Genomic DNA, 24,914 nt, shown 5'->3' on the forward strand with positions numbered 1-24,914 from the left:
GGCCCCAGCATCGCAGGAGCGCTTCGCCGCGCACGAGTCGGAGAAGAGACGTTTGCCGCCGCGGAGAAGTGGGAAGTGCTCGGGTATGGCCATCGACCGCGTCTTCGCCCCGCGACCTCGCGCTGTGCTGTTCGACCGCGACGGCACCCTCGTGGAGGACGTGCCCTACAACGGCGACCCGGCGCTCGTGCGGCCGATGCCGGCCGCGGCGGCCGCGATCGCCCGCGCCCGCGCCGCCGGCGCCCGGATCGGCGTCGTGTCGAATCAGTCGGGCGTCGCGCGCGGTCTGATCACCGAGGGCCAGGTCGAGGCCGTGAACGCCCGCGTGGACGAGCTGCTCGGCCCCTTCGACGTGTGGTGCTGGTGCCCGCACGGACCGGACGACGGCTGCGCGTGCCGGAAGCCCCGGCCGGGTCTCGTGGTCGAGGCGTGCCGTCGCCTGGGGGTGGATCCCGCCGACGCTGTCGTGATCGGCGACATCGCGGCCGACATGGGTGCGGCCAGGGCCGCGGGAGCGCGCGCCGTGCTCGTGCCCACGCCCGTGACGCTGCGCGAGGAGATCGAGGCGGCCGGCGAGGTGGCCGCCGACCTCGACGCCGCGGTGGGCATCGCCCTCATGGCACCGGCCGCATCGGCGACCGGCGGGAGCGGCGGATGACGCGCCGGGCGCTCGTGGCGCGGCTCGACAGCCTCGGCGACGTGCTGCTCGCGGGACCCGCCGTGCGGGCCGTCGCGGCGGCGCCGGACGTCGACGAGGTCTGGATGCTCTGCAGCGCGATCGGCGCGGAGGCGGCGCGCCACCTGCCCGGTGTCGATCGCGTGCTCGAGTGGGACTGCCCGTGGATCACCGCGACGGCGCCGAGCGCGACGCGCGAGCGGATGCGCGACCTCGACCGGCTGCTGGCCGAGGCGCGGCCGGACGTCGCCGTGATCCTGACGTCGTTCCACCAGTCGCCGCTGCCGCTGGCGCTGCAGCTGCGGCTGGCGGACGTGCCGCGCATCGTCGGCGCGTCGGTCGACTTCGCCGGATCGCTGCTGGACGTCCGGCTGCGTCCCGGCGAGGACTTCTCCGAGGACCTGCCGGAGCCCGAGCGCGCCCTCGCGATCGCCGGCGCCGGCGGCTTCGCGCTGCCGGACGGCGACGCGGGCGAGCTCCGGCTGACCTCGGCCGCCCCTCCCCCGGCCGAGGTCGCGCACATCCGCGATCTCGTCGTGGTGCACCCCGGCGCGTCGGCGTCCGCTCGTCGCTGGCCCGCCGAGCGTCATCGCGAGGCGGTGCGGCTGCTGCACGAGCGGGGCTGGCAGGTCGCCGTCACGGGTGGCCCGGACGAGCGCGAGCTCACCGCCTACGTCGCGGGCGACATGGCGCTCGATCTGGGCGGCGACACGTCGCTCTCCGCGCTGGCCGGTCTTCTCGGCCACGCGCGCGTCGTGGTCACCGGGAACACGGGTCCCGCGCATGTGGCCGCCGCCGTGGGCACGCCCGTGGTGAGCCTGTTCTCGCCCGTCGTGCCGGCGGCACGGTGGGCGCCGTACGGCGTGCCGCACGTGCTGCTGGGCGACCAGGAGGCGGCCTGCCGCGGCACCCGCGCCCGCGACTGCCCGGTGGCGGGTCATCCGTGTCTGACGTCGGTGGCAGCGAGCGATGTCGTGGCGGCGTGCGAACGCCTGGCCGGTGCTCCCGCCGACGGCGTGGCGGATCGGCGACGAGCGGCGGAGGTGCCGGCGTGAGGGTTCTGGTCTGGCACGTGCACGGCGGCTACGCGGACGCCTTCCTGCGCGGCGCGCACGAGTACCTCGTGCCCCGCGACGACGAGCGCGGATGGCACGGGCTCGCCGGTCGGGACTGGCCGCAGGCTCGCGAGGTGCCGGTGGAAGAGCTCCGCGAGACGGAGTTCGACATCGTCGTGCTGCAGCGCACGGAGGAGTGGGACGCCGTCCGCGAGCTCACCGGGCGAGAGCCCGGGCGGGACGTGGCGGCCCTGTTCCTCGAGCACAACACGCCGAAGCCCGATGCGACCGGCACGGTGCATCCGCTCGCCGACGCGGGCATCCCGATCGTGCACGTGACGCACTTCAATCGCCTGTTCTGGGACACCGGCCGCGCGCGGACGCTCGTCGTCGAGCACGGCGTGCCGGATCCCGGTCCCCTCTACACGGGCGAGCTGGCGCGCGCGGCCGCGGTGATCAACGAGCCCGTCCGCCGCTGGCGCGTCACCGGGACCGACCTGCTCCCCCGCCTGTCCGCGGCCGCGCCGCTGGATGTCTTCGGGATGGGCGGGGAGTCGCTGCCCGCCGCGCTCGCGGCGAGCGCGGCCCCGGGCAGGGCGCCCGCGGTGGAGCCCGCGGGGGATCTCCCGCCGCACCGGCTGCATGCCGAGCTCGCCCGCCGCCGGGTCTACGTGCACCCGTTCCGGTGGACGTCGCTCGGTCTCGCCCTGCTGGAGGCCATGCACCTCGGGATGCCCGTCGTCGCGCTCGCCACGACGGAGGCGCCCGCGGCCGTACCGCCCGAGGCGGGGCTCGTCTCGAACGACCTCGACCGGCTCGAGCGGGCGATCGCGACCTACGTCGCCGATCCCGCCCTCGCCGCCGAGCACGGGCGCGCCGCGCGCCGCCACGCGCTCGCGCATCACGGACTGCCGGCGTTCCTGCGCCGCTGGGACGACGTCCTCGCCGACGTCGTCGCGCACCATCCGCGCCGCACGGGCGTCACCACCTCCCCCCATGCCGGAAGGAGCATGCGATGAGGATCTCGATGGTCTCCGAACACGCCAGCCCGCTCGCGACGCTGGGAGGCGTCGACGCCGGCGGGCAGAACGTGCACGTCGCCGCGCTGTCGACGGCACTCGCCGAGCGCGGCCACAGCGTCACGGTCTACACGCGCCGCGACGATCCGCACCTGCCCGAGCGCGTCCCCCTGTGCCGGGGCGTCGACGTGGTCCACGTCGACGCGGGTCCACCCGCCGCGGTCCCCAAGGACGATCTGCTGCCGTTCATGCCCGAGTTCGGCCGCGTGCTCGCCGAGCACTGGCGCGAGGACGTGCCCGACGTCGTGCACAGCCACTTCTGGATGTCGGGCGTCGCGGCCCTCGAGGCCGCCGCGCGCCTCGGCACCGCGCGCCCACCCGTGGCGCACACCTTCCACGCCCTCGGCAACGTCAAGCGTCGCCACCAGGGCGCCGAGGACACGAGCCCGCCCGAGCGCGAGACGCTCGAGCCGGGCGTCGGCCGCGGCGCCGACACCGTGATCGCGACCTGCTCCGACGAGGCGTTCGAGCTGATCCCGCTGGGCGTGCCCTCGAGCCGGATCGCGGTGGTGCCGTGCGGCGTGGACACGGACCTGTTCACGCCCGACGGACCGGCCGACGAGCGCGGTGCGCGCTTCCGGATCATGACCGTGGGACGCCTGGTGCCGCGCAAGGGCGTCGGCCTGACCATCACGGCGCTCGCCCGGCTCGTCGCGGAGGGCCGCGACGACATCGAGCTGACCGTGATCGGCGGCTCCCGCGGGCCGGACGCCGTGCTGGAGGATCCGGACGTGCAGCGCCTGCGCGCTCACGCACGCCGCGAGCGCGTCGAGCACCTCGTCACCTTCCGCGGGCAGGTGCCGCACGCCGAGCTGGCAGCGGCGCTGCGCTCCGCCGACGCGGTCGTGTGCGCCCCCTGGTACGAGCCGTTCGGCATCGTCCCGCTCGAGGCGATGGCGACCGGGGTGCCGGTGATCGCGGCGGCCGTCGGCGGCCTGATCGACACCGTCGTGCACGGCGGCACGGGGCTGCACGTGCCGCCTCGCGACCCGGAGGCGATCGCCGCGGCGATCCAGACGCTGCGAGACGACCCGGATCTGCGGGCGGACCTCGCGCGCGCCGGGGTCGCGCGGGCGCACGGCCGCTACAGCTGGGCCAGGGTCGCGGCGGACACCGAGCGCGTCTATCGGGGGCTCGCCGCCGCGGCGCCGGTGGACGCCTCCGACAGCGGGATCGCTCCGCTGCCGCGCCGGGCGACGGCGCGGCGCGCCACGGGAGGTGCGCGCGCATGAGCGCCATCGGAACCGCTCGGCTCACCCGGCCCGACGACATCCTCACCGCCACGCTGCGCGGTCATCTGGAGGACCACACCGCCGCCATGGCGTCGCTGCATGCGCAGCTGGCCACGATCTCGACGTGGGGCGCCGAGCTCGCCGCGCGGCTGCTGCGCGGGCAACGCCTGCTCGCGGCGGGCAACGGCGGCTCGGCCGCCGAGGCGCAGCACCTCACCGCCGAGATCGTCGGACGCTTCGACGGCGAGCGCCGCCCGTTCTCGGCGATCGCGCTGCACGCCGACACATCGAGCCTCACGGCGATCGGAAACGACTACGGGTACGACGACGTGTTCGCCCGCCAGGTGCACGCGCACGCGCGCCCCGGCGACGTCGTCGTGCTGATGTCGACGAGCGGCCGCAGTCCCAACCTCGTGCGCGCGGCGCAGGCGGCACGCGAGGTCGGCGCCGAGGCGTGGGCGCTCACCGGCGCCGGTCCCAATCCGCTGTGTGAGGCGAGCGACGCCCACTTGGCGCTGGATGCCACGGCGCCCGGCGCGCAGGAGGCGCAGCTCGTCGCGCTGCACCTGCTGTGCCGGGTGTTCGACCACCATGTGCGCGCGCACGACGCGGTCGCCGGTTCGATCGTCCGCGCCGGCGCACCGGCACGTCCGGGACAGCGGGAGGACGCATGAGGATCACCGTGGTGGGAGACATCCTGCTCGACGTCGACCTCTCCGGCACCGCGGAGAAGCTGAGCCCGGATGCGCCGGTGCCCGTCGTCGCCGTCAGCGAGACGGTGCGTCGCCCCGGCGGCGCCGGACTGGTCGCGGCGCTCCTCGCGCGCGACGGCGCCGACGTGCGGCTCGTGACGGTGCTCGCCGGCGACGCGCGCGCGGACGAGCTGCGCGAGCTTCTGCAGCGCCCGCGCGGGGCGGGCGGCGCGGTCGAGATCGTCGCGGGTCCCTCCGGCGCCCCGACGCCCGTCAAGACCCGCGTGCGCGCGGCGGGTCACGCGCTCGTCCGCCTCGACGACGACTGCGACGCCCCGCCGCTTCCCCGGGCGACACCCGAGATGCTCGCCGCGGTCGAGGAGGCCGAGGCGATCGTCGTCGCGGACTACGGGCGCGGCGTCACCGCGGATCCCGCGCTGCGTGAGGCGCTGGAGCGCGCGGCGCAGCGGGTGCCGCTGGTGTGGGATCCGCACCCGCGCGGCACGGACCCCGTCCCGTCGACCGCGGTGGTCACCCCCAACCTCTCGGAGGCGCTCGCCGCCGCCGGTGAGCGCGGCGACGGCATCGCCGTCGCCGCGGCGGCCGCGACGCGCCTCGCCGACCGGTGGCGCGCGAAGGCCGTGCTCGTGACGCTCGGGGAGCGCGGCGCGCTGCTCGCCACGGCCGGATCGATCGCGCCCCACGTCGTGCCGGTCACGCCCGTGACGGCGGCGGACCCGTGCGGGGCGGGCGATCGCCTCAGCGCGTCGCTCGTCGTCGCGCTCGCCTCCGGCGCGTCGCCCGCCGAGGCCGCGTCGCAGGCCGTGGCATCCGCCGGGCGGTTCCTCGCCGCCAGCGGCGTGGCCGCTTTGGACGCGCCGAACGAAGCGGTGCCGCTGGGCGGCGCTTCCGACGCGCTGACGACGGCGGCTGCGGTGCGCGCCCGAGGCGGCACCGTCGTCGCGACGGGCGGGTGCTTCGACCTGCTGCACGCGGGGCACGCGCGGACCCTGGCCGCGGCGCGAGCCCTGGGCGACTGCCTGATCGTGTGCCTCAACAGCGACGACTCCGTGCGCGATCTCAAGGGACCGGAGCGTCCGATCATGGGCGAGGCCGACCGGCGGGACCTGCTTCTCGCTCTGGAGTGCGTCGACGCCGTCCTCGTGTTCGAGGAGAGCACGCCCACCGAGGCGCTGCGGCGGATCCGGCCGGACATCTGGGTGAAGGGCGGCGACTACGCCGCCGAGAACCTTCCCGAGACGGCCGTGATCGCCGAGTGGGGCGGCCGCACCGTCACGGTGCCCTATCACCCCGGTCGCTCGACCACCCGCCTGGCGGGCGCGCTCGCGCGCGTCGGCTGACCCGCGCCCGGGCGCCCCGCGCCCGGTCACGAGAAGACCGAATCACGTCCGGAAAGAAGAACGAAGGAGCAACATGACCGCAGACCGCAGCCTCGGCAATGTCATCGTCACCGGTGGGGCGTCCGGCCTCGGAGCCGCCGTCGCCCGTGCCGTCCGCGACGCGGGAGGGCGAGCGCTCGTGCTCGACGTCGACGTCTCGGGGGCGGAGGTGCCGGACGAGGCCTTCACGGCCGACGTGTCCGACACCCGCGCGACGGAGCAGCTCGTGAGCGAGCTCGCCGAGCGCTACGGCGGCCTGGACGCCGTCGTGACGGCTGCCGGCGTCGACCGGCCCGCCCCGCTCGAGGGGCTGTCCGGCGACGACTGGGAGTGGATCGTCCGGGTCAACCTGTTCGGCACGGCGGCGGTGGTCAGGGCTGCGCTCCCCGCGCTGAAGGCCTCCCACGGTCGCGTCGTGACCATCGCGTCGTCGCTCGCGCTGAAGGGCGTGGGCGACGCCACCGCCTACTGCGCGTCGAAGTTCGGCGTGCTCGGCTTCTCCCGCGCGCTCGCGGCCGAGACCAAGGGACAACTCGGCGTCACCACCGTGTTCCCCGCGGGTATGCGCACCCGGTTCTTCGACGGCCGCGACGAGCAGTACAAGCCGGGTCCCGACGCCGCACTGATCGATCCCGCGCACGTCGCCGACGCGATCGTGTTCGCGCTGCGTCAGCCCGTGGGCGTCGAGATCCGCGAGCTCGTCATGTGCCCCGAGGAGGAGCCGTCGTGGCCATGAGCGGCCGCCCGGGCTCGTCCTCGAGCAGCGCCCGGACGTCGTCGTAGACGGCGGCGACGGGCACGTCGTCCACGAACGAGATGTCGTGCTCGCAGCGGGGCGCGGTCCAGCCGACCTGGGTCGCGTCCCGCCCGCACACCGGGCAGTGCGTCGTCCACGACAGCTGCACGCGGTGACGGGCGCGGGTCAGCGGCCCGGCGTTGATCAGATTCCCCGCCCAGAAGATGCTCGCGGTGCGCGTGCCGACGGCCTGGGCCAGGTGGCGCGGGCCGCTGTCGTTGCCGACCATCACATCCGCGATGGCGAGCACGCCGGCGAGCTCCCCCAGGCCGATCCGCCCGGCGAGCGAGACCACCGCGTCGCCGGCGACGCGGGAGACCCTCCGCGCGATCCCCTCCGCGAGCGGCGCATCGTCGCCGGCCCCCACGAGGACGATCCGCATCCCCTCGGCCGCGCAGCGCACGGCGATCTCCTCGAACCGCTCGGCGGGCCAGCGGCGACGCGGATCCGTCGCGCCCGGGTGGATCACGATCAGCGGCTCGGGGCCCGCACCGGTCAGCTCCCGGCCGCGCCGCCGCTCGGCGGGCGTGACGGCGACGACGGGCTCCGGGCCGACGGAGGGCGCGCCCGCAAGGGCGACGGTCTCGAGATGACGCACCACCTCGTGCTGGTAGTAGACGTACGGCAGCGTGCGCTCGAGCGGCGCGGCGTCGGGCGTCGCGGTGCCGACCGTGTGCCGGGCGCCCAGTGCCAGCAGGAACGGGTTGGAGTTGCGCCCGCCGCCGTGCAGCTGGCACGCGAGATCGAACCCCTCGGCGCGCATCCGGCGCATGAACGCGCCCGTCGCGCGCGGGTCGTCCTCGCCCGCCGGCCCGTTCACGCCGCGCGCTGGCGGCAGCAGCTCGACGCGCGTCACCGGGCCCGGCCGATCGCGCAGCAGCTCGCGATGCATGGCCGTGCCCAGCAGCACGATCTCCGCCTCGGGATACGCCTCCGCGAGGGCATCCATGGCCGGCATCGCGAACAGCAGATCGCCCAGGCCGCCCCCGCGCAGCACCGCGATCTTCAGCACCTCGTCGAACCGGTCGCAGCCGGACATCGCCGCCACCGGCACCCGCGTCGCGCTCACTCGCGCCCCCGTTCCCATCCCTCGGACGTCTCCCGGTCTGTTCCCCGCGCACGAACCGCCCAAACCTTCCGCGCTCGCCGTCGCCCAGACGTGTGACCGGAGCCGCGAACGGGTACAGGAGCGTCATGACGCATCCGGCCGAGATCGTCCCCCGCCTCCGCTCCGACGCGCCGCGCGTGCTCGTCGCGGGCGACCTGATCCTGGATCGATGGCTCCGCGGCGGCGTCCGTCGTCTCAGTCGCGAGGCGCCGGTGCCGGTGGTGGAGGCCGCCGAGCAGACCGACTGCCCCGGCGGCGCCGCCAACACGGCCGTCAACCTCGTGGCCCTCGGCGCGCGCGTGCGGCTCGTGGGAGAGATCGGCGACGACGCGGACGGTCGGACGCTGCGCGGCCTGCTGGACGATGCCGGGGTCGACACCTCGGGCGTCATCGTCGACGGCACCCGGCCGACCGCGTCGAAGACGCGCATCGTCGGGGACGATCAGATCCTCGTGCGGATCGATCGCGCACGGCCGGCCGGCACGCTCGGCGAGCACCTGCCGGAGGCGCTGGCACCCGAGGCGGACGAGACCCTCGTGATCTGCGACTACGGCGGCGGCCTGTTCGACGACGCCGTCGTGGCAGCTCTCGCGCGACGCCCCCGCGCGATGAGGATCGTCGTCGATGCGCACGACGTCGCGCGCTGGGCGCCGCTGCGACCCGATCTCGTGACGCCGAACGCACGGGAGACCGAGGCGCTGCTGGGGCGCACCCTTCCCGACGGCGCCGCACGCGCGGACGCCGTCGCGGACGTCGCCGGCGAAGTGCTGGCGGCAGCCGGCGCCGCGGCCGCGATCGTGACGCTGGACCGCGACGGCACGATCCTGCTGGAGCGCACGCCCGAGGGCGACGCGTCCGCCGGGCACCGGACGCGCGCCCGGCCGGCTCCCGAGAATCAGGCGACCGGCGCCGGCGACACGTTCGCGGCGGCCGCGACGGTCGCGCTGGCGGTCGGCGCCTCGGCCGCGGCCGCGGCGGACTTCGCGCAGCGCGCGGCCGATGTCGTGGTCTCCCGGCCGGACACCGCCGTGTGCACGCTGGCGGACCTCGATGCGGGGGCCGGCGCGTTGCCCGCCCCCGGCACGTTGGATCACGATGCGCTGCGCGCCGTCGTCGAGCGGGAGCGCCGGCGCGGACGCACCGTCGTCTTCACGAACGGCTGCTTCGACCTGCTCCACCTCGGGCACACGGCGCACCTGCGCCAGGCGAAGGAGCTCGGCGACGTGCTCGTCGTGGCGCTCAACGACGACGCCTCTGTGCGGCGTCTGAAGGGCCTCGGCCGCCCCGTGAATCCGCTGGAGGACCGTGCCCGCGTGCTGGAGTCGCTCGAGAGCGTCGATTACGTGACCGTGTTTCGCGAGGACTCCCCCGCGGCGCTGCTCGCCGACCTGCGCCCGGACATCTACGCCAAGGGCGGCGACTACACGCCCGAGATGCTCGAGGAGACGGCGGTCGTGCGCGGCTACGGCGGCGAGGTGCGGATCCTCGACTTCATCCCCGCGCACTCGACCACCGAGATGGTGACCCGGATCGCGCAGGGCGCCGCGCTGGGCTGACGCGGACCGGCTGGACGCGATGCGGCCGTCTAGGCCAGGGCGCGGGCGATCGCGTCGCTCACCGCCCTTCTCACCCGCTCCACGTGCGGCGCGAGGGCGCCGGGGCGCCGGACAAGGAACAGCGTGTTGATCGGCGGGTCATCGGTCGGATGGAGCTCGACGAGGCGCCCGCTCTCGAGGGCATCGCGACACAGGTGCAGCGGCAGCGCCGTCACCCCGGCACCCGCGATCGCGGCCTCGCGCAGCGTGCGCAGGTCGGGCACCGTCAGCGCCGGCTCCCGTTCGAGTCGTGCGCCGAACACGTGTCGCCAGTAGCGGCGCAGGATCGGCACGTCGTGCGCGAAGGCGAGGAGCGGCGTGCCCTCCAGGTCCTGCGGTGCGGCGACCGGCGTCCGAACCACCCCGGGCGCCGCCACCAGCACGAACGTCTCGTCCGTCACCGGCGTCGCGATCACCGCCCGCCCGCGGGGCCGCTCGGACGCGACCACGAGATCGAGGACGCCCGCGCGGAGACTGTCGACGAGCGGGCCGCTGAGCCCGGGCACCACCTGAAGCCGCACGCCGCCCGAGATGAGTGCCGCAAGACCCGGCACGACGACGGCCGCGAGGAGATCCGCCGCACCGCCCACGCGCACGGGCGCCTGCGGCCCTCCGTCGCCCGGCCTCGCGCCGCCGATGGCCTCCGCCACGGCCGCGAACGGGCCCGCCAGCCGCATCGCCAGGTCGTCGGCGCGCGGTGTGGGCGTCACGCCCCGCGCGGAGCGCTCGAAGAGCTGCTCCTCGAGCATCGCCTCGAGAGCCTGCAGCTGAGCCGTCACCGCGGGCTGCGTCAGGCCGAGCGTGCGGGCGGCGCCCGACAGCGATCCGGATGCGTGCACCGCGAGGAACGTGCGCCACAGCGGGAGGCGATCCAGCCCATCAGGGGATCTATGGCTCATATCGCGAAGCTATCGGAAGATCCCGCAGGCGAGCGCGTTCCTCCTAGAGCGGCGCCCATCCGGGGCACCGTCGCCGAGATCCTCAAGGAGACCCATGTCCAACGTTCTGTTCGTCGTCACCGGCGCCCGCTCCTGGACGCTTTCCGATGGAAGCACGCACCCGACCGGCTACTGGGCGGAGGAGCTGCTCACTCCCTATCGCCTCCTGACGGAGGCGGGACACGACGTCGTCTTCGCCAGCCCCGACGGCGTCCCCCCGGTCGCGGACGAGGGATCGCTCACGGGCGACGACAAGGCTCGGGACGCGATCGCCGCGATCCCCGACCTGCAGTCGCCCCGCCGGCTCGACGAGGTCGACCTCGCGGAGATCGACGCCGTCTTCTACCCCGGTGGCCACGGCCCGATGGAGGACCTCGCGGTCGACGCCACATCCGGCGCGCTTCTCGCGGACGCCCTGGAGGCAGACAAGCCTGTCGCCCTCGTGTGCCACGGGCTCGCCGCGCTGCTCGCCGCGCGACGCACGGACGGCACGCTCGTCGCGGCGGGACGCACGGTGACCGCGTTCACCGACGAAGAGGAGCGCCAGGGCGGCCTCGCGGAGAAGGCGCCCTGGCTGCTGGAGACCACGCTGCGCGAGCAGGGCGTGACGGTCGACACGGCCGAGCCCTGGGCGGATCACCTCGTGGAGGACGGCAACCTCGTGTCGGGTCAGAACCCGCAGTCGTCCGCCTCGGTCGCACGGGCCCTGCTGCGGCGACTGGAGGCGTGACACCCGCGTCAGGTGGATCGACGATGGCCCCGCCCGGCGGCGGGGCCATCGTCGTCCGGGCCCGCTCGGTCGACGAGGTGCACATCCGGCCCGCTCCGTCGAGCCCCCGGACGTCGGCTCCCGCCGGCGCTAGATTGCCCGCATGAGCGCACAGATTCCGGATGACGACCTCGACGGTCTCGATCTCGATCCCGAGGTCATCGAACGCCTCCGCGACGGCACCGCGACGAGGGATGACGAGATCGCCAAGCTGCAGGCCTGGCGGCACGCGGCGCAGGAGCAGGGGAACACGACCCGGACCGCCGAGCTCGACGCCCTGATCTCCGCGCAGCGCCTCGAGAGCTGATCCCACCGCCGCGAGACCTCACCCCGCGTGCGAGACATCACCGCACGGCGATGTCTCGCACGGCGGATGAGGTCTGGCGGCGGACGACGGCGATCGCGCCCGACAACGAAGAAGCCCCTCGCCGTGCGGCGAGGGGCTTCTTCTTCCGGTGGACCCAGGGGGATTCGAACCCCCGACCTTCTCATTGCGAACGAGACGCGCTACCAACTGCGCCATGGGCCCGTGAACCTCGGACTACATTACCAGACCTCGGCGGCCGTCCCGCACGCGGGCGGGAAGCCCGGGCGTGGCGTGCGGCCGGATCAGGCCGACGCGCGACGCGCGAGCAGGTCGCGGACGTGCGCCTCGATCTCGGCGTCGTCGACGTAGCCCATGCGGGCGAAGGGCGAGGCCGCGGGGGCCGGCTCGGGCCGGGCCGTCTGGATCGGCACCGGCGCGGGGCGCAGCTGCTCGGCGCGCGCACGCAGCGCCTCCTGCTCGGCCGCGCGACGCAGGGCCTCGCGCGCGTCGGCCTCGGCGCGCGCGGTCTGCGCGCGCGACCCCGCCGTGGCGGTGAGCGGGGCGGGCAGCGTCCGCGGCACCCAGCCGCGGTCGGCCTCGTCGAGGAGCGGCGCGGGCGCGACGCGGCGCGCGGGTGCCGGCTGCGCGACGGGCTCGACGCGACGCGCGGCGCGGGCCTGCACGGCGGCCATGCGCTGCAGCAGCCCGAGTCCCGAGAACGCGGCGGCGCCTCCGACGATCAGCCAGGCCGCACCGGCCCCGGCGACGAGCGCCCACACGCCCAGACCCGCGACCGCGAGACCGGTGAGCGCCAGCGCGGTCGCCGCGAGGCGGATGCGGCGGCGCGCCTTCGCCTGCCGCACCTCGGGAGCGGCGCGCAGGGCCGCGAGCTCGCGACGCTTCTGCTCGAGCGCGAGCAGGTCCTTGTCCCGCTGCAGGCGGGTCTCCTCGACCTTCAGCCGGCTGCGCTCGGCCTGCAGGCGCTTGGCGAGCTTCTGCTTGGCGGCCGCCTCCCGCGCCGTCAGCTCGACGCGCACGACGTCCGGCGTCTCGCTCGTCTCGGCGAGCACGCGCAGGGCCTGGTTCAGGCGCACGGCGTTGCGCTCCGCGGCGTCGTACTGCGCACGCCGCTGCCAGGTGGGGAGCAGGTACACGAGGAAGAGCAGCACGGCGACGGCGACGACGACGCCTCCACCCAGCAGCTGCCCACCCATGCGACCAACGGTAGGCGACCGCGTTCCGCTCGCCACGGATGTCGCGGGGCGTGTCCCCGGACATCCGGCCCTTGCGTCAGCCCTTCCGCTGCCGCTCGGCGTGCCCGCGAGAGCGGCTCAGCCCGCCACGCGGTCGGCGGGCGGCACGTCGGCCGCGTGCTCGGGTGCGCGGCCCGAGACCCAGCGCTGCAGCACGCCGTCCGGGACGTCCTCGGTGGTGAGGGCGAACGCGTAGTGGTCGCGCCAGGCGCCGTCGATGTGGATGTACCGCCGGCGCAGGCCCTCGTAGCGGAAGCCGAGCTTCTGCACCACGCGCAGGCTCGCGGCGTTCTCCGGACGGATGCAGATCTCCATCCGGTGCAGCTGCAGCTCGGTGAAGCACACGTCGGTCGCGAGCGCGACGGCCGTGGGCGTGATGCCCTTGCCGGCGAACCGCTCGCTCACCCAGTAGCCGATCGTGGCGGACGACAGCGAGCCGCGCGCCAGACCCCACACGTTGAGCTGGCCCGTGATCTCGCCGTCGTGCTCCATCACGAACGGCACGCCCTGCCCGTCGCGATACTGCTGCAGCAGGCGCCGGATGCTGCCGCGCATGTCGAGCGGTGCGGGCCCTCCCGGGCTCGTCGCCTCCCACCGGCGCAGCCACGACCGGTTGGTCATGAGCTCGTTCTGCAGCACGCGCGCGTCACGGTGACGGATGAGCCGGATGGAGATCGGCCCATGTTGTCGCGGGGCGAGACCTTCCATCCGACTCCTCCGAGAACGTGCGTGTCAGAGCGAGGCCGCGAAGTCCTTGAACCACGGCCGCAGCTCGGGGCCGAGGTCGGGGCGGTCGGCCGCGAGGCGCATGATCGCCTTGATGTAGTCGACGCGGTCACCGGTGTCGTACCGGCGGCCGCGGAACACGACGCCGTACACGCCGGGGCCCTCCGGGTCGGCCGCGATCTCCTGCAGCGCGTCGGTCAGCTGGATCTCGCCGCCCTTGCCGGGCTCGGTGCGCGCGAGGATCGGGAAGATCTCGGGCGAGAGCACGTAGCGGCCGATGATCGCGAGGTTGGACGGCGCGTCCTCCTTCGCGGGCTTCTCGACCAGGCCCTTCACCTTCACGACGCCCTCGGTGTCGGTCTCCTCGACATCCGCGCAACCGTAGAGGTGGATGCTGTCGGGGTCGACCTCCATGAGCGCGATGACCATGGCGCCGCGCTTTGCCTGCTCCGCGATCATCGTGGTCAGCAGCTCGTCGCGCTCGTCGATCAGGTCGTCGCCCAGCATGACCGCGAACGGCGACGTGCCCACGTGCGCCTCGGCGCGCAGCACCGCGTGCCCCAGGCCCTTGGGCTCGCCCTGGCGGACGAAGTGGATGTCGGCGAGGTCGCTCGATGCCTGCACGCGCTCGAGGCGCGCCTTGTCGCCCTTGTCGAGCAGCTTCGTCTCGAGCTCCGGCACCGAGTCGAAGTGGTTCGCCAGCGCGTTCTTGTTGCGGCCGATGATCATGAGCACGTCGCGGATGCCCGCAGCGACGGCCTCCTCGACGACGTACTGGATGGCCGGCTTGTCGACGACGGGCAGCATCTCCTTGGGAGTGGCCTTGGTCGCCGGGAGGAAGCGCGTGCCCAGTCCGGCCGCGGGGATGACTGCCTTGATCTGCGGGTGCATTCCCTCATCGTAGGCGACCCGCGGTTGTCCTCCCGGGATCTGATATAGGAACCACCGGGGCGCGCCCCGGGGACCGCAGGTGAACGGGCTCTGAACGCGACCCGCCCCTAGACTCGTCGCATGACGGACGCCCTCGATCAGGCCAAGCGGGCGCTGCGCGCCGAGCTCCGCGAGCGACGCCAGCAGCTCTCCGACGCGCAGCGCGAGACCGCGGCGGACGGCGTCCGCCGGCAGCTGGAGGCGCTCGTCGACGCGCTCGGCGCCCGGAGCGTGTCGTGCTTCCTCTCCTCCCCCACCGAGCCCGGGACGCGGCTGTTCATCAACGCCGCGATCGAGCGGGGAATCCGGGTGCTGCTGCCCGTGATGCGGGAGGACGGTCTTCTCGACTGGACGGTCGCCTCCGCGGCCGGCGAAGAGGTGCAGAGCCCGCTGGGCGTCCCGGAGGCCGTGGGCGACCTGCTCGGGCCGATCGCCGTGAACGACGTCGACCTCATGATCGTTCCCGCGGCCGCCGTCGACCGCGGCGGGATGCGGATGGGCTGGGGCCGCGGCTTCTTCGACAAGACCATCGGATCCATGGCGAACTGCCCTCCCGTGTACGCGGTCATCTATGATTCGGAACTGGTCGACAGCGTGCCGCAGGATGTGCACGACCAGCCGGTGACCGGGGTCGTGACCCCGACGCGCACGCTGGAACTGCCGATCCGCTCCTGACTCTTCACGATCTCCGAGGTCACATGCCCACCTACGCCTATGCCTGCAAGTCGTGCGGCCACGCCTTCGACGCCGTCCAGTCGTTCGCCGATCCCGCCCTCACCGAGTGCCCCGAGTGCGGGGGCGCGCTGCGCAAGCAGTACGGTTCGGTCGGCGTGACGTTCAACGGGTCCGGCTTCTACCGCACCGATTCGCGCGGCTCGAGCGCGACTGCTGGCGGCGCGTCGGCCCCTGCTGCATCATCGAAGACGGAATCGGCGCCCGCTTCGGGCGCGTGAACGGGACGGTGCCGACGGGCGCCCGGTGAAGGGGAGAGAGCCCATGCTGCAGGGATTCAAGGACTTCATCACGCGCGGGAACGTGATCGATCTCGCCGTCGCGGTGATCATCGGCGCGGCGTTCACCGCGATCGTCACCGCCGTGGTGGACCACTTCATCAACCCGCTGCTCGGCGTGCTGCTGCCGTCGGGGAGCCTGAGCGGCTGGGTAGTCGAGGTGCCCGGCGTGTTCGGCGAGCCCGCCCAGTTCGGCATCGGAGCGATCATCCAGGCCGTCATCAACTTCCTGTCCGTCGCCGCGGTCGTGTACTTCCTCCTCATCGTCCCGATGAACAAGCTCGCCGAGCGCCGCGCCGCCAAGCTCGGCGTCACGGAGGAGGCGGCTCCCGCCGCTCCCACGCAGGAGGAGCTGCTCGCGGAGATCCGCGACCTGCTCGCCGCTCAGCGACCCCGAGCCTGACGCGACGCACGTCCCACGAGGGCCGTCCCGTCTGAGCGGCCCTCGTCGCATGCCGGCTCAGTAGTGCGGCGGCACGTCGCGGCGCAGGCGCTCGTCGTTGGGGCCGGAGTCGGCCGTTCTCTGCGCGGGCGGCTCGGCACCGCGCAGCGTCGCCTCGGCCTCCGAGTCGCTCAGCGTCCCCGCGACCGGAGTCAGCTTCGCCCGACGCGATCCGCGCACGCGGACGATCCGCTGTCGCGGGCCTTCTGCGTCCATCTCGCTGTTATAGCGCGAGCGGCTGGGTGTCGCCGTCGGCGCGCTGCGCCTCGGGCGAGACGCCGAGCACGCCGGCGATCCGCTCGGCGACGGCGGCGGGATCGCTGTAGAGGTCGAAGGCGTGCACGCGCACGTAGTGCCAGCCGAGGCGACGCAGCACGTGCGGGCGCAGGCGCAGCGACTCCCGCAGCGACTCGCCGCGCGACTCGGGGTCGGGCTCGACGACGACGGCCTTGCCCTCGTACTGAGCCACGAGCGGCAGCAGACCGCGGTAGTCGACGTCGACCGCGACGCCCAGCCGGCGCAGCTCGCGTGCGAGCGCGAGCGTCAGCGGGTCGGCGAGGTCCTCCAGACGCGCGTCGCGTCCGCGCGCGGCGATGCTGCCGAGGATCCCCATGAGCGTCGCCGCACCGTGCTCCAGGCGGCCCTCGTCGAAGGCGGACGGCCGGATGGACGACACGATCACCATCGAGCGGCGCGCGCGGGTCATGCCCACCGTGAGCAGGCGCTCGCCGTCCGGCGTCGACAGGTCGCCGAAGTCGCTCAGCACGCGGCCGTGCTTGGTCAGGCCGTAGCCGAGCGAGAAGATGACGCGGTCGCGGCTCTCGGCGGTCGCCTCTTCGAGCGTCAGCACCGCGAGCGGCTCGGCGGTCTCGCGCGCCACGAAGTCGGCGACGTCGGAGCGACCGGCGAACGCCTCGGTGATCGCGACCCGGACGCGCTCGGCGTGCCGGCGACTGGCGGTGACGACCATGAGCGACTCGGCCGGGCGGTTGACGGCGTGCTCGACGACGAGGGTCACGACGCGCGCGACCTCGGCATCCGGGCTCTCGACGGATCCCGTCACGGGGTCGGGCGTTCCCGATCCGCCCTCGACGTAGTCGACCGACAGGCTGCCCCGGCCGAGATAGGACCCCGCCCACGGCAGCGACACGATCTCGCCGCCGTAGAAGGCATCGTTGACGAGCTCGGCGAGATCCTCGCCACCCGCGCGGTAGCTGCGGGTCAGGGTCGCAACGGGCAGGATCTCCGCGAGCGACTCGAACAGGCTCTCGCGGTCGGCGGACGCGTGCGCGACCGGCCCATCCACCGCCGCCACGACGAACGGCGTGGGGCGCTGCGTCACCGGGTCGCCGAAGGCGACGACCTGGCGCGCGCGACGGATCGCGGGCACGGCCTCGGTCATCCCGATCGCTCCGGCGTCGGCGATCAGCACGACGTCGAACGCGGGGTCGTCCGGGATCGCGGGCACCTCGTACGGCGACGCGATCCACACCGGCGCAAGGATCCGGCTGAGCGTCGGCGCGGCGGCCGCGAGGCCGTCCGGCGTGATCTGCCCCTGCGTCAGCGCGCGACGCAGCGCCGCCGACTCCTCGGGCTCGTCCACGATGCCGATGCGCCACTGCGCGGCGAGCTGCCACGCGAGGAGCGGTCCGGATGCGGCCGCGTGGGCCTCGTCGACGAGGCGGAAGTCGCGCTCGAGGCGATCGACGACCGACGTGTTGGCACCCAGCAGCGCGCGGTCGTGCTGCAGCAGGTGCTCGAGCACCGACTGCCACCACGCGAACTCGAGCTCCTCGCCCACGCGGGCCTCGTCGACGTGCCGCACCGAGAGCTCGGTGAGCAGCGGCTCGAGGCCCAGGCGCGCGAGCTCGGAGCGCAGCTCGGCGCGCTCGACGATGTTGTCGAAGACGTCGGACTCCGCGGCGAGGCCGGCGAGGGTGCGCACGAGGCGCTGCACGGGCATGGCGGACAGCCGCGTGCCGCGGCCGAGCGCGCGATCCAGATCCGCGAGCTCCGCCTCGACGCGCTGCCACTCGACCTGCACGTCGGCGAGGCCGAGGGGGATGTCCGGGATGGTCCCGACGTCCACGAGCTTCTGCCACTGCGCGCGCTGGTGCTGGATCCGCACGAGCGCCTCATGCATGTCCGCGAGGTGCACGCCCGGGCGCAGGTACTCCTTGGCGAGCTTCTTCAGGCGCCGGCGCGCGGCGCCCGTCAGCTGCGCGTCGCGACGCGGGCCGTAGGCGCGGATCATGTCGGCGAGCGGCCGCTCGAACACCGTCGGGTTGAACCGGTCGAGCGAGTCGCGGATGCCGTGCAGCAGGCGCAGGAACTCGCCGAGCTCGTCGATCGTGGTGAACGGGCGCATGCGCGTCTGCGCGATCAGCTCGTAGCCGCGCTCGAGCAGCTCGGGCACGCTCTTGTGGTGCAGCTTGCCGGCCTGCTCGTGTGCGCGGCGGGCCTCCTCGGTCGTGGCGAACGTGACGCCGTACCAGGGCGAGTCGTCCGGTCCGACCTTGAACTCGCCGAGCCGCGCGGCGAGCGCGAGCGTCTTGCCGGCCGAGGTGCGGTCGCCCGCGAGCGCCTCGAGCGCGCGGATGCCGAGACGCGCCGAGGTCGACGGCGGCTGCGGAAGCGAAGCGAGCTTGGTGAGCTCCCGGGTGGCGTCGAGCACCGAGACGCCGAGGCGGTCGTGCCGGCGCGTCAGCGCGCGGCGGTAGTCGCGCAGCACGGTGCGCAGGCGCACGAGCGCATCGTCGATCTCGGCGACCTTCGGCTGCTCGGCCTTCTCGTTGCGGCCGATCGCGCGGATCAGGTCGCGGCGCAGGTCGGACGGCGAGACCGCCAGCCCGTCCAGGGCGATGCCGGCCAGGCGGTGGCGCACGCCGTCGAGCGTCGAGCGGCGTGCGCTGACGACCAGCACGCGCTTGCCGGCGCGCACGAGCGAGCCGACCGCGTTGATGACCGTCTGCGTGCCGCCCGTTCCGGGCAGCGTGTGGACGACGAGCGACTCGCCCGCGGCGATACGCGCCAGCACGCTCTCCTGCTCGGCGTCGGCGTCGAGCAGCAGGGTGTCGGCCGCGGGGGCACGCTCATCCGGGTTCGGCACCGCGGCGGGCGTGATGTCCGCGGCGAGCGCGGCGAGGTCCTCGGGGTGGCCGGCGAGCGCGTTCAGCAGCGGGTGGTCCAGGCGCACGCAGTCGCGCGCCATCGCGCCGCCCACGTCGGCGAAGGTCGACACGATCAGGCGCGGGCGCACCGAGAAGGTGTCGACGTGCGCGAGCGCGGCGCGCAGGTGGTCGATCACGGGCTGGGGCTTGAAGACGCCCTCGCCGTACGCGAGCGCCGCGAGGGCGTCGCCGTCGAGGTCGATGCCGAAGTGGTCGCGCGCCGCGCGGACGAGCTCGGGGTTCACGCGGAACTGCCCGTGCAGCTTCAGCTCGAAGTCGGTGTGGTGGCGGCGGATGGCGAGCGGACGCAGCAGGACGGGAGCCGCGAACTCCTCGTCGGCGACGCGCCACACGGCCATGCCCACCGCGAGGCGGACGGCATCGATGCCGCGGACGGTGCGCAGCTCGAGGTGCTTGGTCGTGATCCGCTCGGCGGCCATGCGGGCGGTGCGCAGGGCCACCTCGTCGCGGAACAGGTTCGACAGCAGCGTGGACTTGCCCGTGATGAACTGCGGCAGGCTCCCGGGGTGCGCCTTGGTGATGTCGATGCCGGCGGCCGCGGCCTCGGCACCCGGTGCCCGGCCGGTCTCGAACGGGAAGTGCAGCAGCGGCGACGGGCCGCCGAGGTCCGCCGCCGCGGCGCGCAGCCGCTCTCGTTCGGGGTCGGCCACGTGCGCGACCACGACCCCCGGCTCGGCCACGCCGAGATCGGTCGGGGTCACGATGGTCCCCGTGTCATCCGCCACGATGCGATCCATCGCGGCGCTGCCTTCTGTCCGCCACACGTGAGTCAGGGTAGGTGCGGGCGATGGTAAAGATGCGCGGCTGACGCGGAGTTTCGCCGGATTGGCGTGGCGGAGGCTGTCCCGCTGTCCGGGCCTGTCGAGCCTCGTCCACACGCGAGCCCCGGGACCGGATCGCTCCCCCGCGCGCGAAGGACGACACCGGTGTCGGCGACAGCCGCCAGGATGGGGGCGTGACCCTCCGCTACGACCTGGGCCCGACGCCGCTCGGGCTCGTCACGGCCGTCTTCTCCGACGCCGCGGTGCTCGCGCTGCACGTGGCGGACGACACCGACCGCTGGGTGCTGGAGATGCTCGCGCAGGAGCACGGCGTGGTGCCCGATCACGTCCCCGGGTCCGGCGGTGCGCTGTTCGCACAGCTCGAGGAGTACTTCGACGGCGAGCGCGAGTCGTTCGACGTCGCGATCGACTGGAGCCTGACGCGCGGGTTCGGCCGCGACGCGCTGCAGGAGATCTGCCGCATCCCCTACGGCGAGACCGCGAGCTACGGCGAGATCGCCGAGCGCGCCGGGCGAGCACGCGCACACCGGGCCGTCGGCACCGCGTGCCGCACGACCCCGTTCTCTCTCGTCGTGCCCGTGCACCGCGTCATCCGATCCGACGGCTCGCTCGGCGAGTACGGCGGTCGGCCCGAGAACAAGCGCTTCCTGATCGAGCTCGAGAGGCGTGCCGCGCCGAGCTTCTCGATTCCCGCGGCTCCCCGCACCCCGAACGGAGACGACTTTTGACCGACACCGATCTCACCTCAGAGCTCGTCACAGGCGCCGACGGCCTCGCGCGTCCGCTGTGGGCCGCGCGGGATCCCCTGCTGCAGGCGTACTACGACACGGAGTGGGGGATGCCGATCCGCGATGAGCAGGGGCTCTTCGAGCGCCTCAGTCTCGAGGGCTTCCAGTCGGGCCTGTCGTGGGCGACGATCCTGCGGAAGCGGCCGGCCTTCCGCGAGGCATTCGCGGACTTCGACCCCGACATCGTGGCGGAGTTCGACGAGGCCGACGTCGAGCGGCTGATGGCGGATGCCGGCATCGTGCGCAACCGCGCCAAGATCCTCGCCACGATCGGCAACGCCCGCGCGACGGTCGCGCTGCGCGGCACGGTGGGCGACGGCGGCGGGCTCGCGGAACTCGTGTGGGGCTTCCGCCCGGAGGAGACACCCGCACCGCACTCGTACACCGAGATCCCCTCGTCGTCGCCCGAGTCGATCGCGCTGTCGAAGGAGCTGAAGCGCCGCGGATTCCGCTTCGTGGGGCCGACGACGATGTTCGCGCTGATGGAGGCGGTGGGCATCGTCGACACGCATCTGGTCGGCAGCCACCGCCGCGGCTCGAGCGGCGTGTGGGCATCCTGAACCGGCGCTCCGCCGCGAAGACGACCGAGCGCCGGCCCGGAGGCGAGTAGGCCGCCCCGGGCCGGCGCTCGGCGCCGTGCTCGTCGTTCAGCGGTGCGCGGTCAGTGCTGCACCGCCTTCTCCGCGCCGTGGCCCGTGAGCGAGCGCACCTCCATCTCGGCGGCGAGCTTCGGATCCTCCGAGCCCTTCTTGGAGGTGATCGATCCGATCCAGCCGAGCAGGAAGCCGACGGGGATCGAGATGATGCCCGGGTTGCTGAGCGGGAAGATCGCCGTCCCCTCCCCCGTCTTCAGGACGCTCGTCGGGCCGCCGAAGAACACCGGCGAGAGCACGATCAGCACGATCGCGCACAGCAGACCGCCGTACATGCTCCACACGGCGCCGCGCGTGGTGAACCCGCGCCAGAACAGCGAGTACAGGATCGTCGGCAGGTTCGCCGACGCCGCGATCGCGAACGCGAGCGCGACCAGGAACGCGACGTTCTGACCCAGCACGGCGATGCCGCCGACGATCGCGAGCGCACCGATCACGAGGATCGTGATGTTCGCGACCTTGCGCTCCTCGCGCTCGGTCGCGGCACCGCGCTTGATCACGCCGTTGAAGATGTCGTGCGAGAACGACGCCGCGGCCGTGATCGTCAGGCCGGCGACGACCGCGAGGATCGTCGCGAACGCGACCGCCGAGATGATGCCCATCAGCACCGGCCCGCCGAGCGCCTGCGCCAGCAGCGGCGCGGCGGAGTTGACGCCGCCCGGTGCGGCGAGGATCTCGCCGGAGCCGACCAGGCCCGCCGCGCCGAAGCCGAGCACGAGCGTCAGCAGGTAGAACAGGCCGATCAGCATGATCGCCCAGACGACCGACTTGCGCGCCTCCTTGGCGGTGGGCACCGTGTAGAAGCGCATCAGCACGTGCGGCAGACCCGCGGTGCCGAGCACGAGCGCGAGGCCCAGCGACAGGAAGTCGATCGGATTCTTGTACTGCAGGCCCGGGTCGAGCACCGAGGCGCCGCCCTTGATGGCGTCCTCGAGCGCCTTGGCGGTCTCGGGGTACGTCTGCGTCTGCGAGGCCTCGATCGCGGCGCCGAACAGGTCGACGCCCTGGATCGCCAGCACCCAGATCGTCATGACCACTGCGCCGCCGATGAGCAGGAACGCCTTGACGATCTGCACCCAGGTGGTGCCCTTCATGCCGCCGATCAGCACGTAGCCGACCATGAGCACGCCCACGACCGTCACGACCGCGGCGGTGCCGATCGAATCGGTCACGCCGAGCAGCAGGGCGACGAGGCCGCCGGCTCCCGCCATCTGCGCGAGCAGATAGAAGAAGCACACGACGAGCGTGCTGATCGCGGCCGCCATGCGCACGGGACGCTGCTTGAGGCGGAACGACAGCACATCCGCCATCGTGTACTTGCCGGTGTTGCGCATCAGCTCCGCGACGAGCAGCAGCGCCACGAGCCAGGCGACGAGGAATCCGATGGAATAGAGGAACCCGTCATAGCCGTACACGGCAATGGCACCGCAGATGCCGAGGAACGACGCCGCGGACAGATAGTCGCCCGCGATCGCGAAGCCGTTCTGCGTTCCCGAGAAGGACCGTCCGCCCGCGTAGAAGTCCGCGGCCGTCTTGTTGTTCCGGGAGGCGCGGATGACGATGAAGATCGTCACCGCGACGAAGATCCCGAAGATCGTGATGTTCAGGACCGGATTGTTCTGCGAGGCGGTATCCGCCGCTGCGAAGACGTTCACGCGCCTGCCTCCTGCTTCTCGAGGTCTTCACGGATGGCCGCCGACTTCGGGTCGAGCTTGTTGTTGGCGAACCACACGTACCAGAGGGTGATGCCGAAGGTCGTCACGAACTGACCGAGGCCGATCAGCAGTCCGACATTGATGTCGCCGAGGACCGGCTGGGACATGAAGTCCTTCGCGAAACCCGCCAGCAGGACGTAGACGAAGTACCACACGAGGAAGAATGCGGAGAGCGGGAACACGAACGAGCGGTGGGTGCGCTTCAATTCGCGGAATCGCGGCGAATTCTCCTCCGCGATGTAGTCGATGCGTCCTCTCGTGGATGCACCGGGGGGCGTGTCTGTCACGAGGCCTCCTTGCCACATGTCGGGAGCCGCGGAGCTCCTTCGCTCCGGGGCGCACGGCCATGCGCGGGCGCACGGCCGGTGATAGCTTCGACGCTACGAAAGACGGCGAAGGGGCCGTCACCCCCGAAAGTAGGTACCCCTGTTGACCGCGCAGCAGGACATCGCAGACGACCGTCGACTCGTGGCCGACGCCGTGCGCGAGCTCGCCCGACGGACGAAGTTCCCGGTCGCCTTCGGCGGTCTCATCGAGAACGGCGTGGCCCGCATGACCGCGTTCGTCGGCAACCACACCGACGCCCTGGAGGGCCTCTCCGTCCGGCCCGAGCGCGGGCTCGGCGGCCGCGCGATGGTCGAGCTGCGGCCGCGGATGACCGGCGACTATCGCACCGCACGCCAGATCACGCACGACTACGACGTCTACATCCTGGGCGAGGGCATCGGCACGCTGATGGCCGCACCGGTCGTGGTCTCGGGCAAGGCGCGCGGCGTCCTCTACGGCGGCGCGTGGAGTCGCTCCACCATCGGCGGCGTGGCCGCCGCGCCCGCCGTCCGGGTGGCCGAGGAGCTGGCGACCGAATTGGCTCGGCGCGACGAGGCGCGACGGCGCCTGGAGGACACCGGCGCGGCGCCGCCCGACCGCCTCTCCCCCAGCCACCGCGAAGAGCTGCGCGAGAGCTATGCCGAGCTGCGCGCGATCGCTGCGTCGATCGACGATGCGGCGATCCGATCGCGGCTGGCGGATGTCGAGCGGCGCCTCGCGGCCCTTTCCGGATTCGCGGAGGCGCCGCGCACCGAGCCTCTTCCGGAAGTGCGCCTTTCGCCGCGCGAGATCGACGTTCTCGCGCGCGCCGCCCTGGGTGAGACGAATGCGCAGATCGGAGAGCTGCTCGGCCTTCGCGAGGGAACCGTCAAGGCTTATCTGAGCGCGGCGATGGCGAAACTCGATGCGTCGACACGTCATGCCGCCGTGGCGCGGGCACGCAAATGGGGCCTGCTCCCATAGCAGAAAATCAGCGAGCTCCTTTCCGTTTTCCGCTGCGGCCCATGGGTAGCCTTTTCGCTGAAATATCTCTGTTTGTCGCGCTATCATCGCGCCATGGCCCGGAAAATCGTTCATCAGCTCGTCGACGACCTCGACGGCACTGTCCTCGAACCCGGCGAAGGCGAGACCGTTCTCTTCTCGCTCGACGGCAAGAGCTACGAAATCGACCTCACCGCCGACAATGCGAAGAAACTGCGCGACCATTTCGAGGAGTACATCTCGGCTGCCCGTCGGATGTCTTCCGGCACCTCCGCGTCGGCGTCTCCGCGCGGCCGCCGTCGCACCGGCCAGACCGATTACGGTCCTGTCCGCGAATGGGCGAAGAGGAACGGATACACCGTCTCGGAGCGCGGCCGCGTTCCTGCCGCGATCATCGAGGCTTACGAAGCCGCCAACTGATCTCGCGATCGTTGAGACATCGCCCGCGCTCGGCTTTCGCCGGCGCGGG

Annotated in this window: 26 protein-coding genes and 1 tRNA gene; 17 read left to right on the top strand and 10 right to left on the bottom strand. The window is 73.3% G+C overall.

The annotated features are described in order from the left end of the window. Positions 1 to 85: 85 nt before the first annotated feature. The 7 genes from BJP60_RS11805 to BJP60_RS11835 all read left to right on the top strand — a co-directional run bounded on the left by BJP60_RS11805 (position 86) and on the right by BJP60_RS11835 (position 6,870). Entirely contained in the window at positions 86 to 658 is a 573-nt protein-coding gene (locus BJP60_RS11805; RefSeq protein WP_203135942.1) for an HAD-IIIA family hydrolase, read from the top strand. After that, positions 655 to 1,731 (top strand): glycosyltransferase family 9 protein, encoded by a 1,077-nt coding sequence (locus BJP60_RS11810; protein WP_203135943.1) that lies wholly within the window; start codon positions 655 to 657, stop codon positions 1,729 to 1,731. Before BJP60_RS11805 ends, BJP60_RS11810 begins: the two co-directional genes overlap by 4 nt. Further along, on the top strand, positions 1,728 to 2,750 hold the full coding sequence (locus tag BJP60_RS11815) for a glycosyltransferase (RefSeq protein WP_203135944.1): 1,023 nt from the start codon (positions 1,728 to 1,730) through the stop codon (positions 2,748 to 2,750). The genes BJP60_RS11810 and BJP60_RS11815 overlap by 4 nt, the downstream gene beginning before the upstream one ends. Further along, positions 2,747 to 4,042 (top strand): glycosyltransferase, encoded by a 1,296-nt coding sequence (locus tag BJP60_RS11820; protein ID WP_203135946.1) that lies wholly within the window; start codon positions 2,747 to 2,749, stop codon positions 4,040 to 4,042. The genes BJP60_RS11815 and BJP60_RS11820 overlap by 4 nt, the downstream gene beginning before the upstream one ends. Beyond that, complete coding sequence (locus BJP60_RS11825; protein ID WP_203135948.1) at positions 4,039 to 4,716, top strand: D-sedoheptulose-7-phosphate isomerase; 678 nt, start codon at positions 4,039 to 4,041, stop codon at positions 4,714 to 4,716. The genes BJP60_RS11820 and BJP60_RS11825 overlap by 4 nt, the downstream gene beginning before the upstream one ends. Then, entirely contained in the window at positions 4,713 to 6,095 is a 1,383-nt protein-coding gene (locus BJP60_RS11830) for a PfkB family carbohydrate kinase (protein ID WP_203135949.1), read from the top strand. Before BJP60_RS11825 ends, BJP60_RS11830 begins: the two co-directional genes overlap by 4 nt. 73 nt (positions 6,096 to 6,168) lie before the next feature. Then, the gene (locus BJP60_RS11835; RefSeq protein ID WP_203135950.1) at positions 6,169 to 6,870 is read left to right on the top strand and encodes an SDR family oxidoreductase; all 702 of its coding nucleotides are present in this window, start codon (positions 6,169 to 6,171) and stop codon (positions 6,868 to 6,870) included. On the opposite strand, the gene BJP60_RS11840 is transcribed toward BJP60_RS11835, so the two are convergent. Beyond that, positions 6,836 to 7,999, bottom strand: coding sequence for a glycosyltransferase family 9 protein (locus tag BJP60_RS11840; RefSeq protein ID WP_238439415.1), 1,164 nt, complete (start codon positions 7,997 to 7,999; stop codon positions 6,836 to 6,838). The genes BJP60_RS11835 and BJP60_RS11840 overlap by 35 nt on opposite strands. A 125-nt stretch (positions 8,000 to 8,124) precedes the next feature. On the opposite strand from BJP60_RS11840, the gene rfaE2 reads away from it, so the two are divergent. Beyond that, complete coding sequence (gene rfaE2 / locus BJP60_RS11845) at positions 8,125 to 9,594, top strand: D-glycero-beta-D-manno-heptose 1-phosphate adenylyltransferase (RefSeq protein WP_203135951.1); 1,470 nt, start codon at positions 8,125 to 8,127, stop codon at positions 9,592 to 9,594. Between the two features lie 29 nt (positions 9,595 to 9,623). Here rfaE2 and BJP60_RS11850 read toward each other — a convergent pair whose 3' ends face one another. Then, the gene (locus tag BJP60_RS11850) at positions 9,624 to 10,532 is read right to left on the bottom strand and encodes a LysR family transcriptional regulator (protein WP_203135952.1); all 909 of its coding nucleotides are present in this window, start codon (positions 10,530 to 10,532) and stop codon (positions 9,624 to 9,626) included. A 94-nt stretch (positions 10,533 to 10,626) separates the two neighbouring features. On the opposite strand from BJP60_RS11850, the gene BJP60_RS11855 reads away from it, so the two are divergent. Further along, positions 10,627 to 11,301, top strand: coding sequence for a type 1 glutamine amidotransferase domain-containing protein (locus BJP60_RS11855; RefSeq protein ID WP_203135953.1), 675 nt, complete (start codon positions 10,627 to 10,629; stop codon positions 11,299 to 11,301). Positions 11,302 to 11,443: 142 nt separating this feature from the next. Then, on the top strand, positions 11,444 to 11,647 hold the full coding sequence (locus tag BJP60_RS11860) for a hypothetical protein (protein WP_203135954.1): 204 nt from the start codon (positions 11,444 to 11,446) through the stop codon (positions 11,645 to 11,647). A 149-nt stretch (positions 11,648 to 11,796) separates the two neighbouring features. On the opposite strand, the gene BJP60_RS11865 is transcribed toward BJP60_RS11860, so the two are convergent. The 4 genes from BJP60_RS11865 to galU all read right to left on the bottom strand — a co-directional run bounded on the left by BJP60_RS11865 (position 11,797) and on the right by galU (position 14,517). Continuing rightward, positions 11,797 to 11,869, bottom strand: a tRNA-Ala gene (locus tag BJP60_RS11865). Positions 11,870 to 11,949: 80 nt separating this feature from the next. Continuing rightward, positions 11,950 to 12,861 (bottom strand): hypothetical protein, encoded by a 912-nt coding sequence (locus BJP60_RS11870; RefSeq protein WP_203135955.1) that lies wholly within the window; start codon positions 12,859 to 12,861, stop codon positions 11,950 to 11,952. Positions 12,862 to 12,978: 117 nt separating this feature from the next. After that, positions 12,979 to 13,608, bottom strand: a complete 630-nt coding sequence (locus BJP60_RS11875) for a GNAT family N-acetyltransferase (RefSeq protein WP_203135956.1) — start codon at positions 13,606 to 13,608, stop codon at positions 12,979 to 12,981. A gap of 24 nt (positions 13,609 to 13,632) precedes the next feature. Next, on the bottom strand, positions 13,633 to 14,517 hold the full coding sequence (gene galU, locus BJP60_RS11880) for a UTP--glucose-1-phosphate uridylyltransferase GalU (protein WP_203135958.1): 885 nt from the start codon (positions 14,515 to 14,517) through the stop codon (positions 13,633 to 13,635). 120 nt (positions 14,518 to 14,637) lie between these two features. Here galU and BJP60_RS11885 point away from each other — a divergent pair, with 120 nt between their 5' ends. The 3 genes from BJP60_RS11885 to mscL are packed head-to-tail and all read left to right on the top strand — an operon-like array spanning position 14,638 to position 15,969. Further along, positions 14,638 to 15,231: a 5-formyltetrahydrofolate cyclo-ligase gene (locus BJP60_RS11885; protein ID WP_203135959.1), complete on the top strand. Its 594-nt coding sequence runs from the start codon at positions 14,638 to 14,640 to the stop codon at positions 15,229 to 15,231. A 23-nt stretch (positions 15,232 to 15,254) separates the two neighbouring features. Beyond that, complete coding sequence (locus BJP60_RS11890) at positions 15,255 to 15,509, top strand: FmdB family zinc ribbon protein (protein ID WP_203135960.1); 255 nt, start codon at positions 15,255 to 15,257, stop codon at positions 15,507 to 15,509. A gap of 43 nt (positions 15,510 to 15,552) precedes the next feature. After that, a complete protein-coding gene (mscL, locus tag BJP60_RS11895; RefSeq protein WP_203135961.1) occupies positions 15,553 to 15,969 on the top strand; it encodes a large conductance mechanosensitive channel protein MscL in 417 nt (138 codons plus the stop codon). A gap of 57 nt (positions 15,970 to 16,026) precedes the next feature. Here the strand turns inward: mscL and BJP60_RS11900 are convergent, their stop codons facing one another. Both BJP60_RS11900 and BJP60_RS11905 read right to left on the bottom strand, forming a co-directional pair. Then, positions 16,027 to 16,224, bottom strand: a complete 198-nt coding sequence (locus tag BJP60_RS11900) for a hypothetical protein (protein ID WP_203135962.1) — start codon at positions 16,222 to 16,224, stop codon at positions 16,027 to 16,029. Between the two features lie 7 nt (positions 16,225 to 16,231). Beyond that, positions 16,232 to 19,936, bottom strand: a complete 3,705-nt coding sequence (locus BJP60_RS11905) for an AAA family ATPase (RefSeq protein WP_203139299.1) — start codon at positions 19,934 to 19,936, stop codon at positions 16,232 to 16,234. A gap of 218 nt (positions 19,937 to 20,154) precedes the next feature. On the opposite strand from BJP60_RS11905, the gene BJP60_RS11910 reads away from it, so the two are divergent. Both BJP60_RS11910 and BJP60_RS11915 read left to right on the top strand, forming a co-directional pair. Beyond that, complete coding sequence (locus BJP60_RS11910) at positions 20,155 to 20,709, top strand: methylated-DNA--[protein]-cysteine S-methyltransferase (protein WP_238439416.1); 555 nt, start codon at positions 20,155 to 20,157, stop codon at positions 20,707 to 20,709. Further along, positions 20,706 to 21,329 carry a DNA-3-methyladenine glycosylase I gene (locus BJP60_RS11915; protein WP_269467739.1) on the top strand — a complete coding sequence of 208 codons (624 nt, stop codon included), beginning with the start codon at positions 20,706 to 20,708 and terminating at the stop codon, positions 21,327 to 21,329. Before BJP60_RS11910 ends, BJP60_RS11915 begins: the two co-directional genes overlap by 4 nt. Before the next feature lie 101 nt (positions 21,330 to 21,430). Here BJP60_RS11915 and BJP60_RS11920 read toward each other — a convergent pair whose 3' ends face one another. Together BJP60_RS11920 and BJP60_RS11925 are read right to left on the bottom strand one after the other, a co-directional pair. Beyond that, a complete protein-coding gene (locus BJP60_RS11920; protein WP_203135963.1) occupies positions 21,431 to 23,077 on the bottom strand; it encodes a solute symporter family protein in 1,647 nt (548 codons plus the stop codon). Continuing rightward, positions 23,074 to 23,424: a DUF485 domain-containing protein gene (locus BJP60_RS11925; protein ID WP_442923385.1), complete on the bottom strand. Its 351-nt coding sequence runs from the start codon at positions 23,422 to 23,424 to the stop codon at positions 23,074 to 23,076. The genes BJP60_RS11920 and BJP60_RS11925 overlap by 4 nt, the downstream gene beginning before the upstream one ends. Positions 23,425 to 23,566: 142 nt before the next feature. Here BJP60_RS11925 and BJP60_RS11930 point away from each other — a divergent pair, with 142 nt between their 5' ends. Together BJP60_RS11930 and BJP60_RS11935 are read left to right on the top strand one after the other, a co-directional pair. Next, entirely contained in the window at positions 23,567 to 24,427 is an 861-nt protein-coding gene (locus BJP60_RS11930; RefSeq protein ID WP_238439417.1) for a helix-turn-helix transcriptional regulator, read from the top strand. A gap of 93 nt (positions 24,428 to 24,520) precedes the next feature. Then, a complete protein-coding gene (locus BJP60_RS11935) occupies positions 24,521 to 24,865 on the top strand; it encodes a histone-like nucleoid-structuring protein Lsr2 (RefSeq protein WP_203135965.1) in 345 nt (114 codons plus the stop codon). Positions 24,866 to 24,914: the final 49 nt, after the last annotated feature.

The organism is Microbacterium sp. JZ31 (genome assembly GCF_016805985.1).
Lineage (GTDB): Bacteria > Actinomycetota > Actinomycetes > Actinomycetales > Microbacteriaceae > Microbacterium.